The following is a 19,970-nucleotide window of genomic DNA, read 5'->3' as shown; positions in this document are numbered from 1 at the left end:
TCAGTTGGCCTTGAACTGATCGTAGCCGGCGGCATCGCCCTGCTGGGCGGTCCAGATGATGCCGTCGATATCGGCGTCGCTCAGTTCGTAATTGTAGAGGACCTTGTAGGCCTTCTTCATCTCGGCGCGCAGGTCGTAGTCGAAGACTTCCGGGTGCAGCAGATCGGCGAGCCACATCCAGGTCAGCGGCGATTCCTGGTTCGGCGGGTCCCAGCGGTAGCCACCGAGCGGCATCTTGTAGACGCGCTTGTTCTGGGCGGCCTTGGTGAGCGAGAGGATCGGATCGTCATAGACCCAGCTCACGTCCAGGTTGGGCTCGAAGCTGTTGAGCAGGATGACTTCCGGGTCCCACTGAGCGATCTGCTCGCGATTGATCGAAACGCTGCCTTCGAGTTCGGCGGCAGCGTTCTTGCCCCCGGCGAGGTCGATGTACCAGGCATTGTAATTGCCCTTGCTGCCCGAAGCGGTAATGTCGCTGAGCGAGCGCCCGAGATAAAGCACGTTCGGCCGTTCGTCCTCGGGGATCGCCGCGGTCTTGGCGGCGATATCCTTTTCCACCTTGTCGCGCCATTCCACCAGTTCGGTGATGCGCTCGGGCTTGCCGATGGCCGTCGCCACCATGGTCATGTACTGGCGGGTGAGATCTTCGGTGCCGTACTTGATGAGGAGCGTGTTGAGCCCGGCATTGGTGATCGGGTCGACGATCTCGGGACCGCGCCCGCCCCACTGCACCACGAGGTTCGGATTGACCGCCGCCAGGGCCTCGACATTGGGCATGAAGTCGGTGCTGGTCACCGCGTCCGAGATATTGTTCGCCTCGGGGAAAATCTTGCCCAGGATGCCTTCGCGGATCGCCGTCAGCGAGAGCGGGTTGAGCCCGACCAGCTTGCTGTCCGAGCCGTCGAGCGCAATGACGCCGGAGGCCATGGGCATCGGAATGGTCACGATGCGCTCGGCAGGCGCCGGCAGGCGGACTTCACGGTTCTCGTGGTCGGTGATCACGATGTCATCGGCGAGCGAGAAGGACGCTCCGGCTCCGATGATCGACGCTGCAAGCGCCATCGCGCCAGCCCGCTTTATGGCAGCCCTGTTTGCCAACATGAAAGTCTCTCCTGCTTCGCCCACACTCAATCATGATCTTGAAAGTCAGGTTTTCGTAGCGATTGTGGACTTGTTTAGTCAAGTTAAAATCCACGCGCACGTTGCGACATTGTGGACACCCGCGGATGCCCTTCCCGCGCCGTCGCCCAGCAAATTTCATGATTACATTGACATATTAGAATATTCGCATATATATCGATTACGAGGCCGCCGGGATTGCGGCCGAATGGCAAAAGCGGAGACGCTCGCTATGCAAAACGTTGGAACTCCAGACCGCATCGCGCGCCTGATCATCGGCGCTCTTCTCATCGCTGCTCCGTTCCTGACGGGCTGGCCCATCTGGGCGAGCGCGCTGGCCTTCTGGGCGGCGATCATCGTCGGCGTGGTTCTCCTCGCCACGGCTGTATTCAGCTTCTGCCCCATCTACGCCGCGCTCGGGCTCAACACCCGCGGCAGGCGTCGCGCCTGAACCCCTCCCCACGGATCGTGACCATGTGGCCCTTCAACACCTCCAGAGACAAGAAAATGAACTATCGTACAATCGACGCCAATTTCGCCGTTGCCGGCCAGGTCCTGCCCGAGCAGGTCCGCGACGTGGCCGCGGCAGGCTTCAAGACCATCGTCTGCGCGCGCCCCGATAACGAGGAGCCGGGCCAGCCCAGCTTCAAGATGATCGAAGCCGAAGCCGAGAAACTGGGGCTCAAGGCCGTCTACATCCCCATTTCCGGTGGCATCAGCGAGAGCGCTCAGAGCCGGATGGCGCAGGCGCTCAAGGATCTGCCCAAGCCGATGTACGGTTATTGCCGGTCGGGCGCCCGCGCGGGTTCGCTCTACAACACCGCCCTCGCCGCCAGCCGCTGATAAACGGACCAAGACATGTATCTAGAGCCGATCCAGTATCTGCTGGGGTCGTTGTCGGGCGTATTGGTCGGCTTCACGCTGGGACTGTTCGGCGGCGGGGGCTCCATCCTCGCCGTCCCGCTCATGGTTTACGTGGTGGGCGTGCCGAGCGCGCATATGGCGATCGGCACCAGCGCACTGGCCGTCGCCGCCAACGCGGCGGCCAACCTCGTGACCCATGCGCGCAAGGGCAACGTGCGCTGGCGCTGCGCCCTCATCTATTCGGCGGCTGGTGTTGTCGGCGCGTTTCTGGGCTCGACCCTGGGCAAGGCGCTCGATGGCCAGAAGCTGCTGTTCCTGTTTTCGCTGCTGATGCTGTTCGTGGCCGGAATGATGCTGCGCCACCGCAACGCGGCGCCCCGCGCCGGCCATGATTGCACGCTCGCCAATGCACCCAAGACCCTCGGCTTCGGCGCGGCAACGGGCGCATTTTCCGGCTTTTTCGGCATCGGCGGAGGTTTCCTCATCGTTCCGGGCCTCATCGCCGCGACCGGCATGCCCATCCTGAGCGCCATTGGTTCCTCGCTGGTTGCGGTCACTGCGTTCGGCGTCACCACCGCCCTCAACTATGCCGGATCCGGTCTCGTCGACTGGCCGCTGGCCGCCGTCTTCATCGGCGGGGGCGTGGCGGGCGGCATCGGCGGGGCGTTTGTCGCAGGTCAAATGGCGCCCCGGCGCGGCCTGCTAAATTCTGCCTTCGCCGCGATGATCCTGGTCGTCGCGCTTTACATGGCCTGGAAATCTGCGGCGGCGTTCCTGAGCTGAACGCCCACACAATGGGAGAAACCGAAGTGGCTCATGTCGTTGTTCTTGGTGCCGGACTTGGCGGCACGATCATGGCTTACGAACTGCGCGACGCGCTGGGGTCGAGCCACGAGATTTCGGTGATCAACAAGGGGAGCGAATATTCTTTCGTTCCTTCCAATCCCTGGGTGGCGGTCGGCTGGCGAGAGCGTGCCGCGGTCACCGTCGATCTCGAGCCGGTGTTCAAGAAGCGCGGCATCGCGCTCTTCCCGCAGGGCGCCAAGCGCCTCCATCCGGACGAGAAGCGTATCGAACTGCTCGATGGGAGCGAGGTGCGATACGACTATCTCGTCATCGCCACCGGTCCCGAGCTGGCGTTCGATGAGATCGAAGGCTTCGGCCCCGAGCTCAACACGCAATCGGTCTGCTTCGTCGATCACGCCCTCAAGGCCAAGCCGGTCTTTGACGAACTGGTGAGGAATCCCGGCCCGGTGGTAATCGGGGCAGTCCAGGGCGCCTCGTGCTTCGGGCCGGCCTACGAGTTCGCCTTCATCCTCGAAAAGGCCTTGCGGGACGCAAAGGTGCGCGACCGGGTGCCGATGACCTTCATCACTTCGGAGCCCTATATCGGGCACCTGGGGCTCGATGGGGTCGGCGACACCAAGGGGCTGATGGAAAGCGCCATGCGCGAGCGCCACATCAAGTGGATTTGCAATGCGCGGACGGACCGGTTCGAGCCCGGCAAGGTCCATGTCTCCGAAATTGCCGAGGATGGCAGCGTCGCCAGGACCCATGAGGTTCCGTTCAGCTACGCTATGATGCTGCCGGCCTTTCGGGGCGTGGAGGCAGTGCGCGGCATCGAGGGTCTCACCAACCCGCGCGGCTTCATTCTGGCTGACAAGTACCAGCGCAACCCGGCCTTTCCGGAAGTGTTCTCGGTGGGCGTGTGCGTGGCCATCCCGCCGACCGGCAAGACACCGGTGCCGGTGGGCGTGCCCAAAACCGGCTTCATGATCGAATCGATGGTGACCGCCACCGCCCAGAACATCGCACGCCTCATTGCCGGCGAAGCGCCGGACGCGGTGCCGACCTGGAATGCCATCTGCCTGGCCGATTTCGGCGACACCGGGATAGCCTTCGTGGCGCAGCCGCAGATTCCGCCGCGCAACGTCAACTGGGCGTCCGAAGGCAAATGGGTGCACCTGGCCAAGATCGGGTTCGAGAAATACTTCCTGGGTAAGATGCGCTCGGGACAGGCCGAGCCGTTCTACGAGCACCTGGCGCTGCAGATGCTGGGGATCAACAAGCTCAAGCAGCCCATGCGCGAAAACGCCGAATAGCGGCGCTTTCTAGAGGTTCGGGCGCTCCTCTTCCAGCAGGCGACGGGAGCGCTCGACGTCCCGCGCCGTCTGGTCGATGAGGTCCGCGACGGTGGCAAAGCGCATCGTATCGCGCAGTCGATGCACGACAAAAAACGCAATCCGCATGCCGTAGAGCATGGCGTCGAGATCGTGGAGGTAAGCCTCCACGCGCCTCTCGGTCACATCGTCGAACGTCGGATTGCGCCCGACGCTCACCGTGGCGCCGACCAGCCCCGCCATGTCGGGCACCTTCGCCCAACAGGAGAAGACCCCGTCCTCGATGGTCTCCCCGCCGCTATCCACCGCGATATTGGCCGTCGGGAAACCGAGGATGCGGCCGCGCTTGTGGCCGTGGACGACGAGGCCGGCGAAGCTGGGCAGTTCCGGCATGGCGGCAGGGGTCACGGGGCGGCCGAGAGGCCCAGGTACTGGCTCTGGTGAAAGACGAGCGGGGCGATTTCCGGGAAGAGCTGGGAGGACAGCACTTCGAGCAGGATGATATCGTGGTCGCCGCCGCGCACGCGTTCGTTGATGGCGCATTCGAGCCAGAGCGTGGCGCCCTCGATGAAGACGGCTCCCTCCTCGTTGGCCTGCCAGCGTGCGTTCTCGAAGCGGTCCGCTGCCTTGGACGAGAGGCGGCGAGAGAGCATTTCTTGGTCCGAACCGAGGACGCTCAGGCCGATGCGCGGCAGGCTGTTGAGGCGCGGCCAGGTGCTGGACGTATGGGCGACGCAAACGGCCACCAGGGCCGGTTCGAGCGAGACGGAGCTGAACGAGTTGACCGCCATGCCCAGCGGCTTGTCCGCCTCCAGCCCGCACATGGCCACCACGCCGGTGGGGAACATGGAAAAGGCCTTTCGCAAGGCCGCGTGAGGAGAAATGAATTCCTTGTCCACCACACCAGCCATCACGTCCTCCCAGGCATATAGTCAAGTTTGATTAGTTCAAACACATCTAGTCAATTTCTTGGCGCCGAGCAAGCTGCCTCTATTGTGTCGGGCAGCGTCGTCCCCTAGTGTCGCGACGTGTCTTCGATCACTCGCCTTGTCGTTCTTGGAGCAGTCCGCCAGTTTCAGCCGGTGCACGGATATTTCCTGCGCCGAGAGCTGATGACCTGGCACGTCGATGAGTGGGCCAATATCCAGCCCGGCTCGATCTACAACGCCCTGCGCTCGCTCAAGCAGGACGGCTATATCGATGAGAGTGGCACCGAGGCGGCCGGCAAGCGGCCCGAGCGGACCATCTACCAGATGACCCCGCAGGGCGAAGTCGAGCTGATGCGGCTCCTGCGGCAGAACCTTTGGACGGTCGAGACTTTCGACACCAAACCGGTGATGGCGCTGACCTCGTTCATGTTCCTGCTCAGCAGGGCCGAGGTGATCGCGGCGCTCAAGTTCCGCATTACCGAGATCGACGCCAAGATCGCCAGCAACGGCTTCGACATCAAGGATGTCGCCCGTTCCTCCACCACTCCCGCCTATGTGCGCGAGATCTTCGAGTTGTCCTCGCTGCGCCTGCGTGCCGAACAGGATTGGGCGCGCGGGCTCTATGACCGTATCGTTGCAGGCGAATACGTCTTTGCCGGAGAAGGCGAAGCGCCGCGTCCGCGCGAAAGTTCTCCCGCAGAATAGGATGGACGCCAACCGGCCCGTCGGGCCGGTCGGCGCTGTCGTCACTTAGCGCGAAGCGCGGTAGCTGGCGCCCGGATGGTCGTCACGCAGCACGGGCGTCGGCGTGCCGAGCAGGCGCTCGCGCAGGCTTTCCCCTTCGTACTCGGTGGCCGCCACGCCGCGGGCGCGCAGGATCGGCAGCACCTGCTCGACGAAGTCGATGGTCGAGGCGGGCTGGATCAGCGGCGTGAACAGGAACCCGTCGAGGTCGGCGCCCTCGGCCATCTCCACGATGATGTCGGCGATCTTCTCGGGCGTGCCGACGAACGGGTTGGTCCGCACGCCGTGGGCATGCCAGTCCTTGAGCACGTCGCCCACCGTCTTGTCGCCGAACCGGGCGACCTGGGTCTGGGAAAGTTCGGTGTGCAGATCGCTCATCTTGGTGGCCGGATCGTAGGACGAGAGGTCCAGGCCCGTGAACCAGGCATAGGAGGACACCGCCACTTCCGGGGTCTGGGCGTCGAGGATTTCCTGGTGCTTGCGCCGGGCTTCCTCTTCGGTCGGCGCCACCACGCAGGAGAAGGCGCTCATGATCTTGATCGAGTTGGGATCGCGACCGTTGGCGACGGCCTCCTCGCGGATGGACTTCACCTGCCCGGCCAGCTTCTGGATGGTGCCGCCGCCCAGGAAGATGCACTCGCCGTGCCGGCCGCCGAACTGGCGGCCACGGTCGGACGAGCCGGCCTGGAACAGCACCGGGGTGCCCTGCGGCGAGTAGGAGGCATTGCCGTAGCCATGCGAGCGGAAGTAAGCCCCATCGTGCGAGATGGTGTGGACCTTGGAGGGGTCGGCGTAGCGCCCATTCTTGTCGCGCTCGACGGCACCGGGCTCCCAGGCGCCTTCGAAGAGCTTGTAGGAGAGTTCCATGAAGTCGTCGGCCATGTTGTAGCGTTCGTCATGGGGCACCATGTCGACGCCGAAGGCCGCGACGGCCGTCTCGGCCGTGCCGGTGGTCACCACGTTCCAGCCGATGCGGCCGCCCGAAAGATGGTCGAGGCTCTGCATGCGACGGGCGAAGGAATAGGGCTGCTCGAGCAGCGTCGAGCCGGTCATGACGAGGCCCAGCCGCGAGGTCGAGCCGAGGAGCGCGGCGGCGACGATCGCCGGGTCGAGGCGCGGCAGGTCCAGCCCTTCGAGCGAGCAGATTTCGGGACGTTCGCCCTTCACGTCCGCCCAGCCCCAGGCGTCGGCCAGGAACAGGAAGTCGAGCTTGGCCTCTTCGCAGATGCGGGCGATGTCGCGCCAGTAGGCGAGCGTATCGAACATGTGGCGCTGGCTATCGGGATGCCGCCACGTGGACGTGCCGGAGTCATTGGCCTGGGGGTTTTCAAACAGCCCAAAGCGTAGCTTCTTCATCGATATGGCTTTCTGTTTTTGCGAGTTTGATGCGGGCGCCTCAGCGCCCGATCACGTCCTGATCGCTCCACCAGAGGACGCGCTTGCGGATGAGTGCCAGGATCGACACGAGCAAGACGCCCAGGAGACAGAGAAGGGCAATGCTGGCCCAGGTGACGGGCAGGTTGGCCTGAGCGGCCGCGATGGTGACGAGCGAACCGAGGCCCGCCTGCTGGCCGGCGGCCACGAATTCGGCCACCGCGGCGCCGACGACGGCGAGCGGCATGGCGATGCGCAGCCCGGCGAAGACGAACGGCATGCAGCCGGGGAAGCGCAGGTCGCGGAAGATCTCCCAGCGGCTGGCGTGCAGCGTCTTCATCACGTCGAGCGCCTTCTGGTCGACATCGCGCAGACCAGCCAGCGAGTTGACCAGCATGGGGAAGAACACGACGAGCCCCGTGACGATGTATTTCGGCGTCATACCGAAGCCGAAGGCGACGACGAGGGCCGGCGCGATGGCCACCACCGGGGTCACCATGACCACCACGATGAGGGGCATCACCGCCTTTTCGATGCTGGGCAACTCGGCCATGGCCACCGCCAGCAGGAAGCCGAAAAGGATGCCCGCGCCGGCGCCGATGGCGATTTCCTGGCAGGTGACGAGCAGGTTCGCCCAGTACATGCCCGGATCATTGAGTAGGCTTTGCCCGATCGCGCCCCAGGTGGGAAGCACATAGGGGTTGGAAACGGCCACGAACTGCCAGAGCGCTGCCACGACCACGAAGGTGATCGTGGGAAGGCCCCAGTTCCAGAGCGCTTCCATGAGCACGATGCGCTGGCCGGACCTGGATTTGGATTCCGTTTTTGCGGCTGCGGTGTCAGACACGGGCGGCCTCCATCATCACCTTGCGCAGCGACGTCCGCACGTGACCCTCAAGGTCGCGGAAGGCGTCGGTAGCGTAGAGCGCCTCGTTGCGCGGGCGCGGCAGGTCAACGTCGATGATCTCGGCAATGCGGCCCGGATGGGCGGCCATAAGCACGATGCGATCGGAAAGGATGATCGCCTCGGGCACCGAGTGCGTGACGAACAGCACCGACTTGCGGTTGGACTGCCAGAAATCGAGCAGGCCCATGCGCTGCTGGTCGCGGTTCATTTCGTCGAGCGCCGAGAAAGGTTCGTCCATCAGCAGGATTTCCGGATCGAACACGAAAGCCCGGGCGATGGCGGCACGCTGCTGCATGCCGCCCGAGAGCTGGGCGGGATAGCGCTCGATGGCGTGGCCGAGCCCGAAGCTGCGCAGCAATTCCTTGGGATCACGCAGGTTCCGGCCCCGGTTGGCACCCGGATTGACCGTGATCGGCAGCGACACGTTGTCGAGAATGGTGCGCCAGGGCAGCAAGGCAGGAGCCTGCGGAACGAGGCCGATGGCCTTGTCCTTTGCCGCCTCGCGAACGGTCTTGCCGTTGATCATCACGCGGCCGCTATCGGCGCCGGAAAGCCCGGCGACGACTTTGAGCAGGGTCGACTTTCCGCAGCCGGAAGGGCCGATCACGGAAACGAACTCGCCCTTGCGGATGGTCAGGCTGACCTTGTCGAGGACCGTGGTGCGGCTCTCGCCGGCGCCGTAGCTTTTGGAAATGTTCTCCACATGCACGCCGACGTCGTTGTCGGCGTGACGCAGAGCCTGTGCAGCTTGGGCAGACATTGTTACTTCTTTTCAGGCCAGATGAGCTTGCCGTCCTTGTAGAGCGAGGCGACGAGCTCGGTATCCATCATGCTTTCCAGCGGCGGCGGGTTCTTGAGGCCGCCGAACTTCTGGACCATTTCGTATTCGTTCTTCCACTCGTCTGCCGTCTGGACGCCCGGAGGACCGAAGGCGCTGGCGCGGACCCAGGCGGATTCGACGCCCCAGGTGCGGGCCTGCTGGTCTTTCGGGAAGGCCGAACCCTGGTTGTTGTCCTCAGCGAGCTTGGAGATCATGTCGACGCACTTGGGCTCGTCCGCGAGGCACAGATCGAGCGCCTTGAGGGAGGCGCGCATGAAGTCGGCGGCGGCCTCGCGATGCTTGGAAAGGAACTCGGAGTTCACTTCCATCACGTTGTAGGTGCCCTGCAGGCCCAGGTCGCCCGGCAGGAACTCGCTGAACGGCAGGCCCATGGCCTTGAGCGTCTGCGGCTGGTTGGAGGCGTAGCCGACGATGGCATCGACCTGCCCGCGGGTGACGACGGTCGGGTCGTAATTGGTCATCTTGACCAGCTCGACCTTGGAGACATCCACCCCTGCGGCGTCGAGCATGGCGAGCGCTATGGGCGTGATGTTGATGAAGTAGCCGAGCTTGCGGCCCTCCAGATCCTTGAGGCTCTTCACGTCCTCGTTGGCGAAGATCGAGAAGGGCGAGGTGCTGCCATAGGTGGCGACGGCCGTGAGGTTGCGGCTGTTGGCGGCCGCGAGCATCACGTCCGACGCCGAGCCGAGCGCGGTGAACTGGGCCTGGCCCGAGGATACGAGTTGCTGGCCGTTGCCGCCGGCGGCGTTGATATCGACCGTCAGGCACAGGGCATCGAAATAGCCCAGTTCCTTGGCGAGGAACACGTCGAGCTGGCCGGCGCTGGCCGAGTAGCCGTAGCCGGAGATGTAGGTGATGGTGCCAGCCGCCTTGTTGCGGTCGCACTCGGCCTTGCTCACCAGCACGTTGGCCGGCATCGCCTCGGCGCTCGCCTCTGCCTTGGGCTTTTCCGAAGAGCACGCGGCAATGGCGAGCGAAGCGGCAGCCGCCACTGCGATGAATCGCCCATAGCTGATGGCGGACCGACCGTTGAAAATGGGCCTGTTAGTCAAGATTTCCTCCCTACCCCCGCTCTTTACGACGGGACGGGTCCACATAATATGATCAAACTTGACTATGCAAATTGTTTTTCACGGAAGGCTGGGTGATGTGAATAAGCCTTTCGTCGGCATGAACGCCGATACCCCGCCTCCTGGGTTGGGAGGCGGGGCCGCAACGCGCGGTGATGAATAGGACGGGCTAGCCGGCTCTGGCCAATCGCGCCAGCATGGCCCTGATCGCCATCGGGTAGCCCTCGACCCCGAACCCGGCCATTACCGAGGTGGCGATCATCGAGACGTAGGAGCGATGATAGATCGGCTCGCGCCGGTGGATGTTGGAGATGTGCAGCTCGATGATCGGGCCGCCGAACATCTTGAGGGCATCGAGCAGGGCAAGCGAGGTGAAGGTGAAGGCGGCCGGGTTGATGATGATCCCCGCCCCCTCGTCTATCGCCTCGTGCACCCACTCGATGAGGCGCTCCTCGCTGTTGGTCTGGCGGAACACCAGCGGGGTCGACCCGACGGCCTGCCGGCACATCGCCTCGACTTCGGCGAGGGTGGTGGAGCCGTAGATTTCCGGCTCGCGCGTGCCGAGGCGGTTGAGGTTGGGGCCGTTCAGCACATAGATCGGTTTCGTCATCTTCTAACCCTGGTATCCGAGCAGGCGCGGGAGCCACAGCACGAGGTCCGGCACGAAGGTGATCAGCACCAGCACGGCCAGCATCGCGATGAGGAAGGGCATGGTGTCGCGCACGATATGGCGCAGCGGCGCGCCTGAGGTCTTGCCGACGATGAACAGCAGCATGCCGTAAGGGGGCGTGATCAGGCCGAGCATGGTGTTGACCACCACCACGACGCCGAAATGCACCATGTCGATGCCGAGGGCCTGGGCGGTGGGAATGAAGACCGGCACGATCACCAGCAGGATCGCCGTGCCCTCGAGCACGCAGCCGAGCACCAGCAGCAACACGTTGACGAAGATCAGGAAGCCGATCTGGTTGAGGTTCCAGTCGGTGAGCAGCACGCGGATGCTGTCCGGGATGTTTTCGATCGTGACGACGTAGTTGAAGACCAGGGCACCGGCGATGAGCATGCCGATGGACGCCGTGGTGCGCGCGCTCGTCAGCAGCGAGGCATAGAGCGAGCGGAGGCTGATGCTGCGATAGAGCAGCACCGAGATGACGAGAGCATAGCAGGCGGCGACGGCGGCCGCCTCGGTGGGTGTGGTGACGCCACCATAGATGCCCACCATCAGGACCACCGGCATCATGAGCGCCGGCAGGGAATCCCAGGTGATGCGCGGAATCTGGCGGAGCGGCACGGGCGGCTCGACCGGGAATTTGCGGCGACGCGCCGTGGTGGCGATGATGGCTGATTGCGCCGCGCCCATCATGATGCCGGGCACCACCCCGCCGAGGAACAGGAAGCCGATCGAGGCATCCGAGACCAGCGCGTAGAGCACCATGGGGATGGAGGGCGGGATGATGGGGCCGATGACGGCGGAGGCAGCCGTGAGCGCAGCGGCGAAGCTGGGCGGGTAGCGCCCGTCCTTGGTCATCATGTGCTGCATCATCTTGCCGCTGCCTGCGGCATCGGCGATGGCCGAGCCCGACATGCCCGCAAAGATTACCGATTGCAGCACGTTGACCTGCGCCAGCCCGCCGCGAAAGCGGCCAACCAGGGCATTGCAGAAGCGCAGCAGGCGCTCGGTGAGGCTGCCGCTGTTCATCAGCTCGGCGGCGAGGATGAAGAGGGGCACCGCCAGGATGACGAAATTGGAATACATGCCGTTGAGGAACTGCTCGGCCACCGTGCCCAGGTCGGCGCCGGCCAGCACCAGGTAGAAGATCGAGCCGACCAGCATGGCGAGACCGATCGGCTGGCCGATGAGCGCCAGGACGGTGATAGCGACGATGGCCAGGAGAAAGGGGCTGGTCAGGGTCATGCCGGGTCTTCCCCAGAAGCGGGCGCCTTCGCCTCGTCCGTACCCCAGATGGCGTGCCAGCCAAGCCAGAGGTAGCGCACGATCATGGCGAGCACGAAGACGACGTAGATGGAATAGAGGTAGTCGAAGCGGATCTTGAGGTAGGCCGTCTTCTGCACCTTCATGAAGCCCACGTAGTCGATGACCGCCGGCAGCGAGATGGCGAACATCGAGACCAGGGCGACGGCGCTGACGATCTTCATCACCCGGCGCGCCGGTGCGGGAGCGGCGCTGTAGATGAGATCGAGCCGGATCTCCTCGTCCTCCCGGACGACGAAGGCGCAGCCGAACAGCACCAGCCAGAGCCAGAGGATGACCGTGAGCTCGTTGGTCCAGCCGGTGGGCAGTCCGAGCACGTAGCGCATCACGATCTGGGCGATGAAGGCCAGGAACATGACGGCCAGCATCGCGGCGGCGACATTTTCGGCGCGGCGGCGCAGCCAGCCGCCCACGCCCCTAACGAAGGAAGACATGACGATCCCCAGCCCTCATTTGTGCCGGCCCGCGCTGGCGGAGCCGGACCGGTTGCGAGGGGGCCATGACGGGCACGGCCCCTCGCCTGATCCTAGAGGGCGTTGATCTTGTCCACGACCCCGGCCGGCCAATCCTTGGCCAGGTCGGACTTGAGGTACTTGTCCTGCGCGAAGGCGCGGAACGCGGCGACATCGGGAGTGTAGACGTCCAGGCCCTTGTCCTTGAAGAACTGCACCAGTTCGGCCTCACGCGCCAGATGCTGCTGGGCGCTCCATTCCAGTTCCTTGTCGGCGGCGGCCTGAAGCTTGGCCTGCTGCTCGGGAGTCATGTCGTTCCACACCGAACTGGCGATGGTCCAGAGGTCGAAGCCGACGAGGTGGGAGGTCAAGACGATCTCCTTGGTCACCTCGTAGAACTTCATGTTCTCGACGTTCGGCAGCGGGTTGTCCTGACCGTCGATGGCGCCGGTCTGCAGGCCCGTATAGACCTCGGCGTAAGCCATCGGGGTCGGGTTGGCGCCGAGAGCGGTGCCAAGGAACTGCCAGGCGTCGCCACCCGGCATGCGCAGCTTGATGCCGGCCATGTCGGCGGGCGTGTTGATCTTCTTGTCGGTGCGCAGCCCCACCTGGCGCGTGCCGAAATAGGTCGGGCCAAGAATGTGGACGCCGAGCTGATCCTCGGCCATCTGCTTGAACTCGGCCCCGACATCGCTCTTGAAGAAGGTCTTGAGGTGGTCGTAGTCGCGGAACAGGTAGGCCGAGGTCAGCACCGACCAGGCCGGAATCTGGTTGGAAATATCCTGGGGCGCGATATTGCCCATCTGCAGGTTGCCGCGCTGCAGCGCCACGAGCTCGGTGCCCTGCTTGAACAGGGTTCCGCCGAAATACGGCTCGAGCGTGAAATCGTCCTTGATGTCCTCTGCAAAGCGCTTGGTCATCTCGGCGCGGATGTCCTGCTCGGAGAACACCGCGGAAAGCTTGAGTGTCGGCTTATCCTGCGCAAAGGCCGGAAGCGCCGCTGCCGCCAGAAGCACGGCGGCGCCGAAAACGGCTGCCCGCCGTCGAAGTTGGTAGCTCATTTCTATCCCTCCTCATGGACCACGCGGGTCCCTTGAGCCCACCAAAGCGGGCCCTCCCATTTTAGCCCGGGGTCTGACGCCCCTGGGTTGCGAACAATGTACGGACTGGTTCGTACATGTCAACCGACCGCGGCTCCCTCACGAGTTCGCGGCCTCGGCAGAAAAGGTGACCGACGCGATTTCGACTGTCAATCTCCTTTTCGTCTGATAAAACGCAATTCATCCGTTGGACATGCAAAGGGTCGCAAATTGGGTATCGAGGGGAACCTGTCGCTCGCGACCGAGACTGTGGGCGACGCCACCTTCCGGCAGATCCGCAACGACATCATCCATGGGGCGCTGCGGCCCGGCGACCGCCTGACGCTCGACCGGCTCAAGCAGCACTACGCGGTCAGCATCAGCACGTTGCGCGAAATCCTGACGCGCCTGGCGTCCGAGTCGTTCGTTCTGGCCGAGGGGCAGCGCGGCTTCGAGGTGGCGCCCGTTTCGGCGGCGGACCTTGCCGAGCTGGGCGACCTGCGGTTGCTGCTGGAAAGCCATGCTCTCGCACTCTCGTTCGCCGCGGGCGACCTCGAATGGGAGGCGCGGGTGGTCGGGGCCCACCACAAGCTGGCGGCGACCGAGCGCCAGCTGCTCGCCGGCGATGCCCGCCGCACGCCCGAGTGGATCGTCTACGACCGCACCTTCCACGAAGGCCTGATCTCGGCCTGCGGCTCGCACTCGCTCATGAGCATGCACACATCGGTCTTCGACCGGTTCGTACGCTACCACATGCTGGCCGAGAGCTTTCGCGGACCGGGCGTGAGGGATGATCACAAGGCCTTGCTGGACTTCGCCCTGTCGCGCGACGTGGCGGGAGCCCAGGCCATGCTGCGCGAGCACGTGCTCAAAGGCATCGATCATGTGCTTGCAGCAAGCATTCCGGAGATGGTCGGCTAGGCGGCGGCCTGGAAGTGCCCCGCCATCGCCATGCGGTCCGGGGCGATGCCGGTGAAGAGCTCGAACGCCTTGACCGCCTGGTAGACCGCCATGCCGGTGCCCGCCAGGGTGCGGCAGCCTAGGGCGCGGGCCCGTTCGAGCAATTCGGTATCGGCGGGAAAGTAGATGATCTCGGCGACCCAGTGCTGCCTTGAAAGCAGGTAGGCGGGGAAAGGTACGCCCGGATACTTGGCCATGCCTATGGGCGTGGCATTGACCAGGCCATCGGCCCGCCCCAGCGCCAGGCTGGCGTCCTCGACCCCAATGACCTCGCGCGAAAAGCGCTCCGACAGTCGGCCCGCAAGCTCGCCGGCGCGGGCGCTGTCCTTGTCGCAGATCGTCAGGCCGTTGACGCCGCACTCGAGGAGCGCGTGGGCAACGGCGGCGCCGGCGCCTCCGGCTCCGAACTGCACCACTTCCCCGAGCGGCGCCCCGGCCAAGCCCTCTCTGAAGCTCTCGGCGAATCCCCAGCAATCGGTGTTGTGCCCGACCCGGCGCCCGTTCTCGAAGACCACGGTGTTGACCGCCCCGATCGCTGCGGCCTCGGGCGAGAGGCGATCGAGCAGGTTCAGCACTGCCTGCTTGAAGGGGTGCGTGACGTTGAGGCCGGCAAATCCGAGCGACTGGACGGCGTCGAGCAGGCGCGGCAGGTCCGCATCGGCCAGCCCCAGCGCGTCGAAGTCGATCAGCAGATACACATAGTTGAGGCCGATCCGGCCCCCCTCGCGCTCGTGCATCGCCGGGGTGCGCGAGGACTGGATGCCGCGGCCGATCAGGCCGATCAGCACCGTGCGGGCGTTACTGGCGCAGCGCCGCGATATCGTCTCGCGCAGGCGCGCCACCGCAGCTTCGAACGTATCCGTCACCGGTCTGGGTTCCCGTTTCACCAGGCAGGACTGGATCTTGCGTGGCATAGTTCTTGTCATTCCGCCCGCGCCACCGATAATGGCGCCAAGCGTGCGCCAAAGTGTACGAACTGGTTAGTTTAGTCAATCTCCCCTCGTGGGAGTGTGCAGGAGCATTTCAATGCCGGTAGCGAAGGTGAAGAAGTCCGCGGAACAGGTGGAACGCGCCGGCGTGCGCTCCCAGGACCCGGAAGGCACCCGGCAGAACATCATCGAGATCGCTTCGGAGGAGTTTGCGCTCAACGGACTGGCCGGCGCCCGCATCGACGAAATCGCGGCGCGCACCCGTTCGAGCAAGCGCATGATCTACTACTATTTCGGCGACAAGGAAGGCCTCTACCTCAGTGCGCTGGAGAACGCCTATCGCCTGGTACGCGAGGGTGAGAGCAAGCTCGACATCGGCGGACTCGACCCCATCGCGGCCTTGCGGCGCATCGTCGAATTCACCTTCGATCACCACCACAAGCATGAGGATTTCATCCGCATGGTGATGATCGAGAACATCCATCACGCCCAGTATCTGGAAAAGTCCGAAGTCATCCGCGACCTCAATGTGACGGCCATCGGCACCATCGAATCGCTCTATGCGCGCGGGGTAGAGGCAGGGCTTTTCCGCGAGAGCCTCGATCCGATCGAGCTGCACTGGCAGATTAGTGCCCTATGCTTCTTCAACGTCTCGAACCGGGCCACCTTCTCCAAGATCTTCGGGCGCGATATCGGCACGCCGCAGGCTCAGGATTCGCTGCGCGCCAATTCGGTGGACATGGTCCTGCGCTACGTGGTCAGGCCCGAGCACCTGTCCGCCGACTGACGCGGCGGACCTCGCCGGCTCGAGGCCCGCCCCTTCCGCCTCTCTCCAGCGCGCCCTTCGGCGCCTTCCCTTGACCGGAAGCCGCGGAACGCCCTATCAATGTACTAACTAGTCCGTCCAATTCGGCAGAGGGAGGGAGCGATGAAGACTTCGATCGCGACAGTGTCCATCAGCGGCGACCTTGCCGAAAAGCTCCAGGCCATTGCGGCGGCGGGGTTCGATGGCGTCGAGATTTTCGAGAACGACTTCCTGACCTTCGGCGGCTCGCCGCGCGAGGTGGGGGCGATGGTCAAGGACTATGGCCTGGAGATCACGCTCTTCCAGCCGTTCCGCGACTTCGAAGGCCTCCCCGAGCCGCAGCGCAGCCAGGCCTTCGAGCGGGCGCGTCGCAAGTTCGAGCTGATGGGCGAGTTGGGCACTGACCTGATGCTGGTCTGCTCGAACGTGTCGCCCCAGGCGCTGGGCGGCATCGACCGAGCGGCGGGGGACCTGCACGAACTGGGGCGGCTCGCCGAGGCCCACGGCATTCGCGTCGGTTACGAGGCGCTGGCCTGGGGACGCCACGTCAACGATCATCGTGACGCCTGGGAGATCGTGCGGCGGGCTGACCATCCCAATATCGGGGTGATCCTGGATAGCTTCCACACGCTTTCGCGCCGCATCGATCCGGACAGCATCCGCGCCATTCCGGGCGACAGGATCTTCATCGTCCAGCTTGCCGACGCTCCGCTCATCGACATGGACTTGCTCTACTGGAGCCGCCATTTCCGCAACATGCCGGGCGAAGGCGACCTGCCGGTGGTCGATTTCATGCGCGCCGTCGCCGCGACCGGCTATGCCGGTCCCCTCTCCCTCGAGATCTTCAACGATCAGTTTCGCGGCGGCTCGCCGCGCACCATTTCGGTCGATGGCCACCGCTCGCTGGTCTATCTCATGGACCAGGTCGCCAAGCTGGAGCCGGACATCAAGCTCACCGCACCCCCGATGCCCGCGCGCCAGGAGGTGGAGGGCATCGCGTTCGTCGAGTTCACCGCCGACGAAGCGGAAGCCGAGGCGCTCGCCGCGCTTTTTACCCAGATGGGCTTTCGCCGGGCCGGTCAGCACCGCACCAAGGCGGTGACGCGCTACACGCAGGGCGAGATAAACCTCGTCATCAATACCGAGCGCGAGGGTCTGGCACACTCGACCTACATAACCCACGGCACCTCGGCCTATGCAATCGGCCTGCGCGTAGCCGATGCGGCAGCGGCAGTGGCGCGCGCCAGGGCGCTTGGCGCGCAGATATTCGAGCAGCCGGTGGGTGACGGCGAGCTATCCATTCCCGCCATTCGCGGCGTCGGTGGCGGGGTCATCTACTTCCTCGATCGCACGAGCGATCTGGCACGCGTCTGGGATATCGAGTTCGATCCCGTTCCCTCCGAGCCGGCGGACGGTTGCGGCCTCGACCGCTTCGATCATATCGCCCAGACCATGGCCTACGAAGAGATGCTGACCTGGCTGCTCTTCTACCGCTCGATCTTCGCGGTGGAGAAGAGCCCGATGGTCGATGTCCTCGATCCGGCCGGGCTCGTGCGCAGCCAGGTCATCGAGAACGCGGGCGGCACCTTGCGGCTCACGCTCAACGGCGCCGAGAACAGCCGCACCCTGGCGGGGCATTTCATCGCCAACACCTTCGGGTCGAGCGTGCAGCACCTGGCGCTGGCGAGCGATGATATCTTCGCCACCGCGTCGGCCATGGCCGGGCGCGGCTTTCCGGTGCTCGAGATCTCGCCCAACTACTACGACGATGTCGCAGCCCGTTTCGGGCTCGACGAAGCGTTCGTCGCCAGACTGCGCGCGCACAACATTCTTTATGACCGCGACGCGGGCGGCGGGGAGTTCTTCCAGTTCTACAGCCGCAACATGGGTGAGGGTTTCTTCTTTGAAATCCTACAGCGCTCGGGCGGCTATGGCGGGTATGGCGCTCCCAACGCGCCCTTCCGCATCGCGGCCCAGAAGCGGGCGCTGCGACCGGCAAACATACCCAGCCGCTAGCGGCGAGGGCCGCTGCGTGGTTGATAGAGCCTGTGCCAACGCGAGAAGGGTCGCAAATGCTCAGGCTCATGCTGTTCCGTCACGCCAAGTCCGACTGGCCCAGGGATGTGGACGACCGCGACCGCCCGCTCTCTGAACGCGGGCGCAAGGCGGCGCCGCAGATGGGGCGGTTCATGGCCGAGGCCGGCCTGGTGCCGGGGCTCGTGCTGGTCTCGCCGGCCCGGCGCACGCGCGAAACCTGGGAGCGCGCCAGCGAAGCCATGGGCGACCATCTCCCCGCTATGCGCGAGGACAGCCGGCTCTACCTGGCGCCCTTCGGGCTGCTGCTCAAGGTGATCGGCGAGACCCCGCCTTCCGTGCCGTCCCTCATGCTGGTCGGGCACCAGCCGGGATTGCAGGAACTGGCGATCCGGCTCGTAGGCTCGGGCGGCATCGAGGACCGGACGGCGCTCGACGCGCATTTCCCAACGGCTGCCCTCGCCGTCATCGACTTCGAGCAGGAGGCCTGGCCCGACATCCTGCCGGCATCGGGCAGGCTCGAGCGGTTCGTCACGCCCAAGCTTCTGGGGGCCTCCGTCGACGACTGAGCCCCCTAGAGCTGGGTCGCGAACAGCACCAGCCAATCGGGCATCGCCGCCACCAGGGCCGCTTCGATCTGCCGGTCCACGCCCGTCAATACGGCAAGGCCCACAAGGATCGTGAGGACACCGAAGGCGAGGCGGGCCACATGCGCGGCCTGCCGCGTCGCCAGGCGCGTTTCGCGGGTCAACTTGGACATGCCGAAGCCGACGACGAGGAGGGAGGTGGCCGCTCCGAAGGCGAAGACGGACATGGTCAGCATGGCGAGCGGAAGCGATCCCGGCTGGGCCGCCAGCAGCAGCGCCGCGCCGATGGTGGGACCGATGCACGGCCCCCAGACGACCGCCAGCAGCGCTCCGAGCGCAGCATGGGAGAGCAGCGTGTTGCCGGGCAGCGCATTGGACCACCGGCCACCAGCCGTGGCGACGGGCGCCAGGGCGCGTTCGGAGAATTGGGCGACCCAGGGCGAAACCATCGCCGCGCCCACCCCGATCAGCGCCAGTGCAGAGATGGTCCGCAGCACCGGATCGTCCCCGAGTTCAACGCCCGCCGCCGCCACGAACCCGCCCACCACGCCGAACGTGAGCGCCAGGCCCAGCGCCAGCGCGAAGGGGGCGCGCACGTCGCGCGAAGCCGCTCCGACCACGACGATCGGCACGAGCGGCAGCACGCAGGGGTTCAGAATGGTCAGGATGCCCGCGAGAAACGCCAGTACCAGGCCGATCATCGCTCAGTGCACGGCGTCGAGGATGTTGGTCACCCAGGCCTGGCTCGTGCCCCAGGACTGGCGCGTCACTTCCTTGTCGCCGCGATAGGCGATGAGCGTGGAACGCGGCACGTTGAACTGGGCCACCACGTCCTTCTGGTGGTCGTAGTCGACCCTGAAGAAGGCGATATCGTCATATTGGCCGGTGGCCGAGAGGCGATTGAGGATCGCCTCCTGGGCCCGGCATTGCAGGCACCACGGCGCGTAGACGTGCACCACCACCGGCTTGCCGGTCGCCACCAGCTTGGCAACGGTGGCCTGGTCGAAGGGGCGAATCTCGAAGGCGGCGGCCGGGCCGGCCCCGATCAGCACGGTCAGCATCGCCAGCAACGCAAAAGCTCGTTTCATCTCACTCTCCCTGTTTCGTTGAGGAAGATACGAGTGGAACGGCGTGTCAGATCAACCGATCTCGCACTTGTGAGC

General features: G+C 64.9%; 23 protein-coding genes. 9 read left to right on the top strand and 14 right to left on the bottom strand.

Features of this window, described 5'->3' with window-relative positions:
* On the bottom strand, nt 1–1,062 hold the full coding sequence (locus FNA67_RS04965) for an ABC transporter substrate-binding protein (protein ID WP_244616476.1): 1,062 nt from the start codon (nt 1,060–1,062) through the stop codon (nt 1–3).
* On the opposite strand from FNA67_RS04965, the gene FNA67_RS22230 reads away from it, so the two are divergent.
* From FNA67_RS22230 to FNA67_RS04945, 4 genes are read left to right on the top strand one after another with little or no spacing between them, the layout of a single operon-like run.
* Complete coding sequence (locus FNA67_RS22230; RefSeq protein ID WP_244616474.1) at nt 1,040–1,570, top strand: YgaP family membrane protein; 531 nt, start codon at nt 1,040–1,042, stop codon at nt 1,568–1,570. The two genes, FNA67_RS04965 and FNA67_RS22230, sit on opposite strands and share 23 nt — an antisense overlap.
* A 56-nt stretch (nt 1,571–1,626) precedes the next feature.
* Nucleotides 1,627–1,962 (top strand): protein tyrosine phosphatase family protein, encoded by a 336-nt coding sequence (locus FNA67_RS04955; protein WP_147655267.1) that lies wholly within the window; start codon nt 1,627–1,629, stop codon nt 1,960–1,962.
* 15 nt (nt 1,963–1,977) lie between these two features.
* Nucleotides 1,978–2,766 (top strand): sulfite exporter TauE/SafE family protein, encoded by a 789-nt coding sequence (locus tag FNA67_RS04950; RefSeq protein WP_049704173.1) that lies wholly within the window; start codon nt 1,978–1,980, stop codon nt 2,764–2,766.
* 26 nt (nt 2,767–2,792) lie between these two features.
* Complete coding sequence (locus tag FNA67_RS04945) at nt 2,793–4,085, top strand: NAD(P)/FAD-dependent oxidoreductase (RefSeq protein WP_147655266.1); 1,293 nt, start codon at nt 2,793–2,795, stop codon at nt 4,083–4,085.
* 9 nt (nt 4,086–4,094) lie between these two features.
* Here FNA67_RS04945 and FNA67_RS04940 read toward each other — a convergent pair whose 3' ends face one another.
* On the bottom strand, nt 4,095–4,511 hold the full coding sequence (locus tag FNA67_RS04940) for a riboflavin kinase (RefSeq protein WP_210246438.1): 417 nt from the start codon (nt 4,509–4,511) through the stop codon (nt 4,095–4,097).
* A complete protein-coding gene (locus tag FNA67_RS04935; protein ID WP_049704171.1) occupies nt 4,508–5,014 on the bottom strand; it encodes a flavin reductase family protein in 507 nt (168 codons plus the stop codon). Before FNA67_RS04935 ends, FNA67_RS04940 begins: the two co-directional genes overlap by 4 nt.
* 117 nt (nt 5,015–5,131) lie before the next feature.
* On the opposite strand from FNA67_RS04935, the gene FNA67_RS04930 reads away from it, so the two are divergent.
* Nucleotides 5,132–5,737 (top strand): PadR family transcriptional regulator, encoded by a 606-nt coding sequence (locus FNA67_RS04930; protein ID WP_147655265.1) that lies wholly within the window; start codon nt 5,132–5,134, stop codon nt 5,735–5,737.
* Between the two features lie 45 nt (nt 5,738–5,782).
* On the opposite strand, the gene FNA67_RS04925 is transcribed toward FNA67_RS04930, so the two are convergent.
* The 8 genes from FNA67_RS04925 to FNA67_RS04890 all read right to left on the bottom strand — a co-directional run bounded on the left by FNA67_RS04925 (nt 5,783) and on the right by FNA67_RS04890 (nt 13,474).
* The gene (locus FNA67_RS04925; RefSeq protein WP_147655264.1) at nt 5,783–7,132 is read right to left on the bottom strand and encodes an NtaA/DmoA family FMN-dependent monooxygenase; all 1,350 of its coding nucleotides are present in this window, start codon (nt 7,130–7,132) and stop codon (nt 5,783–5,785) included.
* A 40-nt stretch (nt 7,133–7,172) separates the two neighbouring features.
* A complete protein-coding gene (locus FNA67_RS04920; RefSeq protein ID WP_210246437.1) occupies nt 7,173–7,997 on the bottom strand; it encodes an ABC transporter permease in 825 nt (274 codons plus the stop codon).
* A complete protein-coding gene (locus tag FNA67_RS04915) occupies nt 7,990–8,817 on the bottom strand; it encodes an ABC transporter ATP-binding protein (protein ID WP_049704167.1) in 828 nt (275 codons plus the stop codon). The genes FNA67_RS04920 and FNA67_RS04915 overlap by 8 nt, the downstream gene beginning before the upstream one ends.
* A gap of 2 nt (nt 8,818–8,819) precedes the next feature.
* A complete protein-coding gene (locus FNA67_RS04910) occupies nt 8,820–9,950 on the bottom strand; it encodes an ABC transporter substrate-binding protein (RefSeq protein WP_210246436.1) in 1,131 nt (376 codons plus the stop codon).
* A gap of 187 nt (nt 9,951–10,137) precedes the next feature.
* Nucleotides 10,138–10,578, bottom strand: a complete 441-nt coding sequence (locus tag FNA67_RS04905) for a type II 3-dehydroquinate dehydratase (RefSeq protein ID WP_147655262.1) — start codon at nt 10,576–10,578, stop codon at nt 10,138–10,140.
* 3 nt (nt 10,579–10,581) lie between these two features.
* The gene (locus FNA67_RS04900) at nt 10,582–11,883 is read right to left on the bottom strand and encodes a TRAP transporter large permease (protein ID WP_147655261.1); all 1,302 of its coding nucleotides are present in this window, start codon (nt 11,881–11,883) and stop codon (nt 10,582–10,584) included.
* Nucleotides 11,880–12,395: a TRAP transporter small permease gene (locus tag FNA67_RS04895; protein WP_147655260.1), complete on the bottom strand. Its 516-nt coding sequence runs from the start codon at nt 12,393–12,395 to the stop codon at nt 11,880–11,882. The genes FNA67_RS04900 and FNA67_RS04895 overlap by 4 nt, the downstream gene beginning before the upstream one ends.
* Before the next feature lie 92 nt (nt 12,396–12,487).
* The gene (locus tag FNA67_RS04890) at nt 12,488–13,474 is read right to left on the bottom strand and encodes a sialic acid TRAP transporter substrate-binding protein SiaP (RefSeq protein WP_147655259.1); all 987 of its coding nucleotides are present in this window, start codon (nt 13,472–13,474) and stop codon (nt 12,488–12,490) included.
* Between the two features lie 255 nt (nt 13,475–13,729).
* Here FNA67_RS04890 and FNA67_RS04885 point away from each other — a divergent pair, with 255 nt between their 5' ends.
* Nucleotides 13,730–14,413, top strand: coding sequence for a GntR family transcriptional regulator (locus FNA67_RS04885; protein WP_244616637.1), 684 nt, complete (start codon nt 13,730–13,732; stop codon nt 14,411–14,413).
* On the opposite strand, the gene FNA67_RS04880 is transcribed toward FNA67_RS04885, so the two are convergent.
* On the bottom strand, nt 14,410–15,318 hold the full coding sequence (locus FNA67_RS04880) for a shikimate dehydrogenase (RefSeq protein ID WP_308499093.1): 909 nt from the start codon (nt 15,316–15,318) through the stop codon (nt 14,410–14,412). The genes FNA67_RS04885 and FNA67_RS04880 overlap by 4 nt on opposite strands.
* A 160-nt stretch (nt 15,319–15,478) precedes the next feature.
* Here FNA67_RS04880 and FNA67_RS04875 point away from each other — a divergent pair, with 160 nt between their 5' ends.
* The 3 genes from FNA67_RS04875 (at nt 15,479) to FNA67_RS04865 (ending at nt 18,789) form a co-directional block, all read left to right on the top strand.
* Nucleotides 15,479–16,168: a TetR family transcriptional regulator gene (locus FNA67_RS04875; protein ID WP_147655256.1), complete on the top strand. Its 690-nt coding sequence runs from the start codon at nt 15,479–15,481 to the stop codon at nt 16,166–16,168.
* 141 nt (nt 16,169–16,309) lie between these two features.
* Complete coding sequence (locus FNA67_RS04870) at nt 16,310–18,202, top strand: bifunctional sugar phosphate isomerase/epimerase/4-hydroxyphenylpyruvate dioxygenase family protein (protein ID WP_147655255.1); 1,893 nt, start codon at nt 16,310–16,312, stop codon at nt 18,200–18,202.
* Between the two features lie 56 nt (nt 18,203–18,258).
* Nucleotides 18,259–18,789 carry a SixA phosphatase family protein gene (locus FNA67_RS04865; RefSeq protein ID WP_147655254.1) on the top strand — a complete coding sequence of 177 codons (531 nt, stop codon included), beginning with the start codon at nt 18,259–18,261 and terminating at the stop codon, nt 18,787–18,789.
* Nucleotides 18,790–18,794: 5 nt separating this feature from the next.
* Here FNA67_RS04865 and FNA67_RS04860 read toward each other — a convergent pair whose 3' ends face one another.
* Complete coding sequence (locus FNA67_RS04860; protein ID WP_049704159.1) at nt 18,795–19,508, bottom strand: cytochrome c biogenesis CcdA family protein; 714 nt, start codon at nt 19,506–19,508, stop codon at nt 18,795–18,797.
* Between the two features lie 3 nt (nt 19,509–19,511).
* Nucleotides 19,512–19,895 carry a thioredoxin family protein gene (locus FNA67_RS04855; protein ID WP_049704158.1) on the bottom strand — a complete coding sequence of 128 codons (384 nt, stop codon included), beginning with the start codon at nt 19,893–19,895 and terminating at the stop codon, nt 19,512–19,514.
* Between the last annotated feature and the right edge of the window lie 75 nt (nt 19,896–19,970).

Source organism: Youhaiella tibetensis, assembly GCF_008000755.1.
In the GTDB taxonomy this organism is placed as follows: Bacteria; Pseudomonadota; Alphaproteobacteria; order Rhizobiales; family Devosiaceae; genus Paradevosia; species Paradevosia tibetensis.
This window is presented reverse-complemented; position numbering and strand designations above follow the sequence as displayed.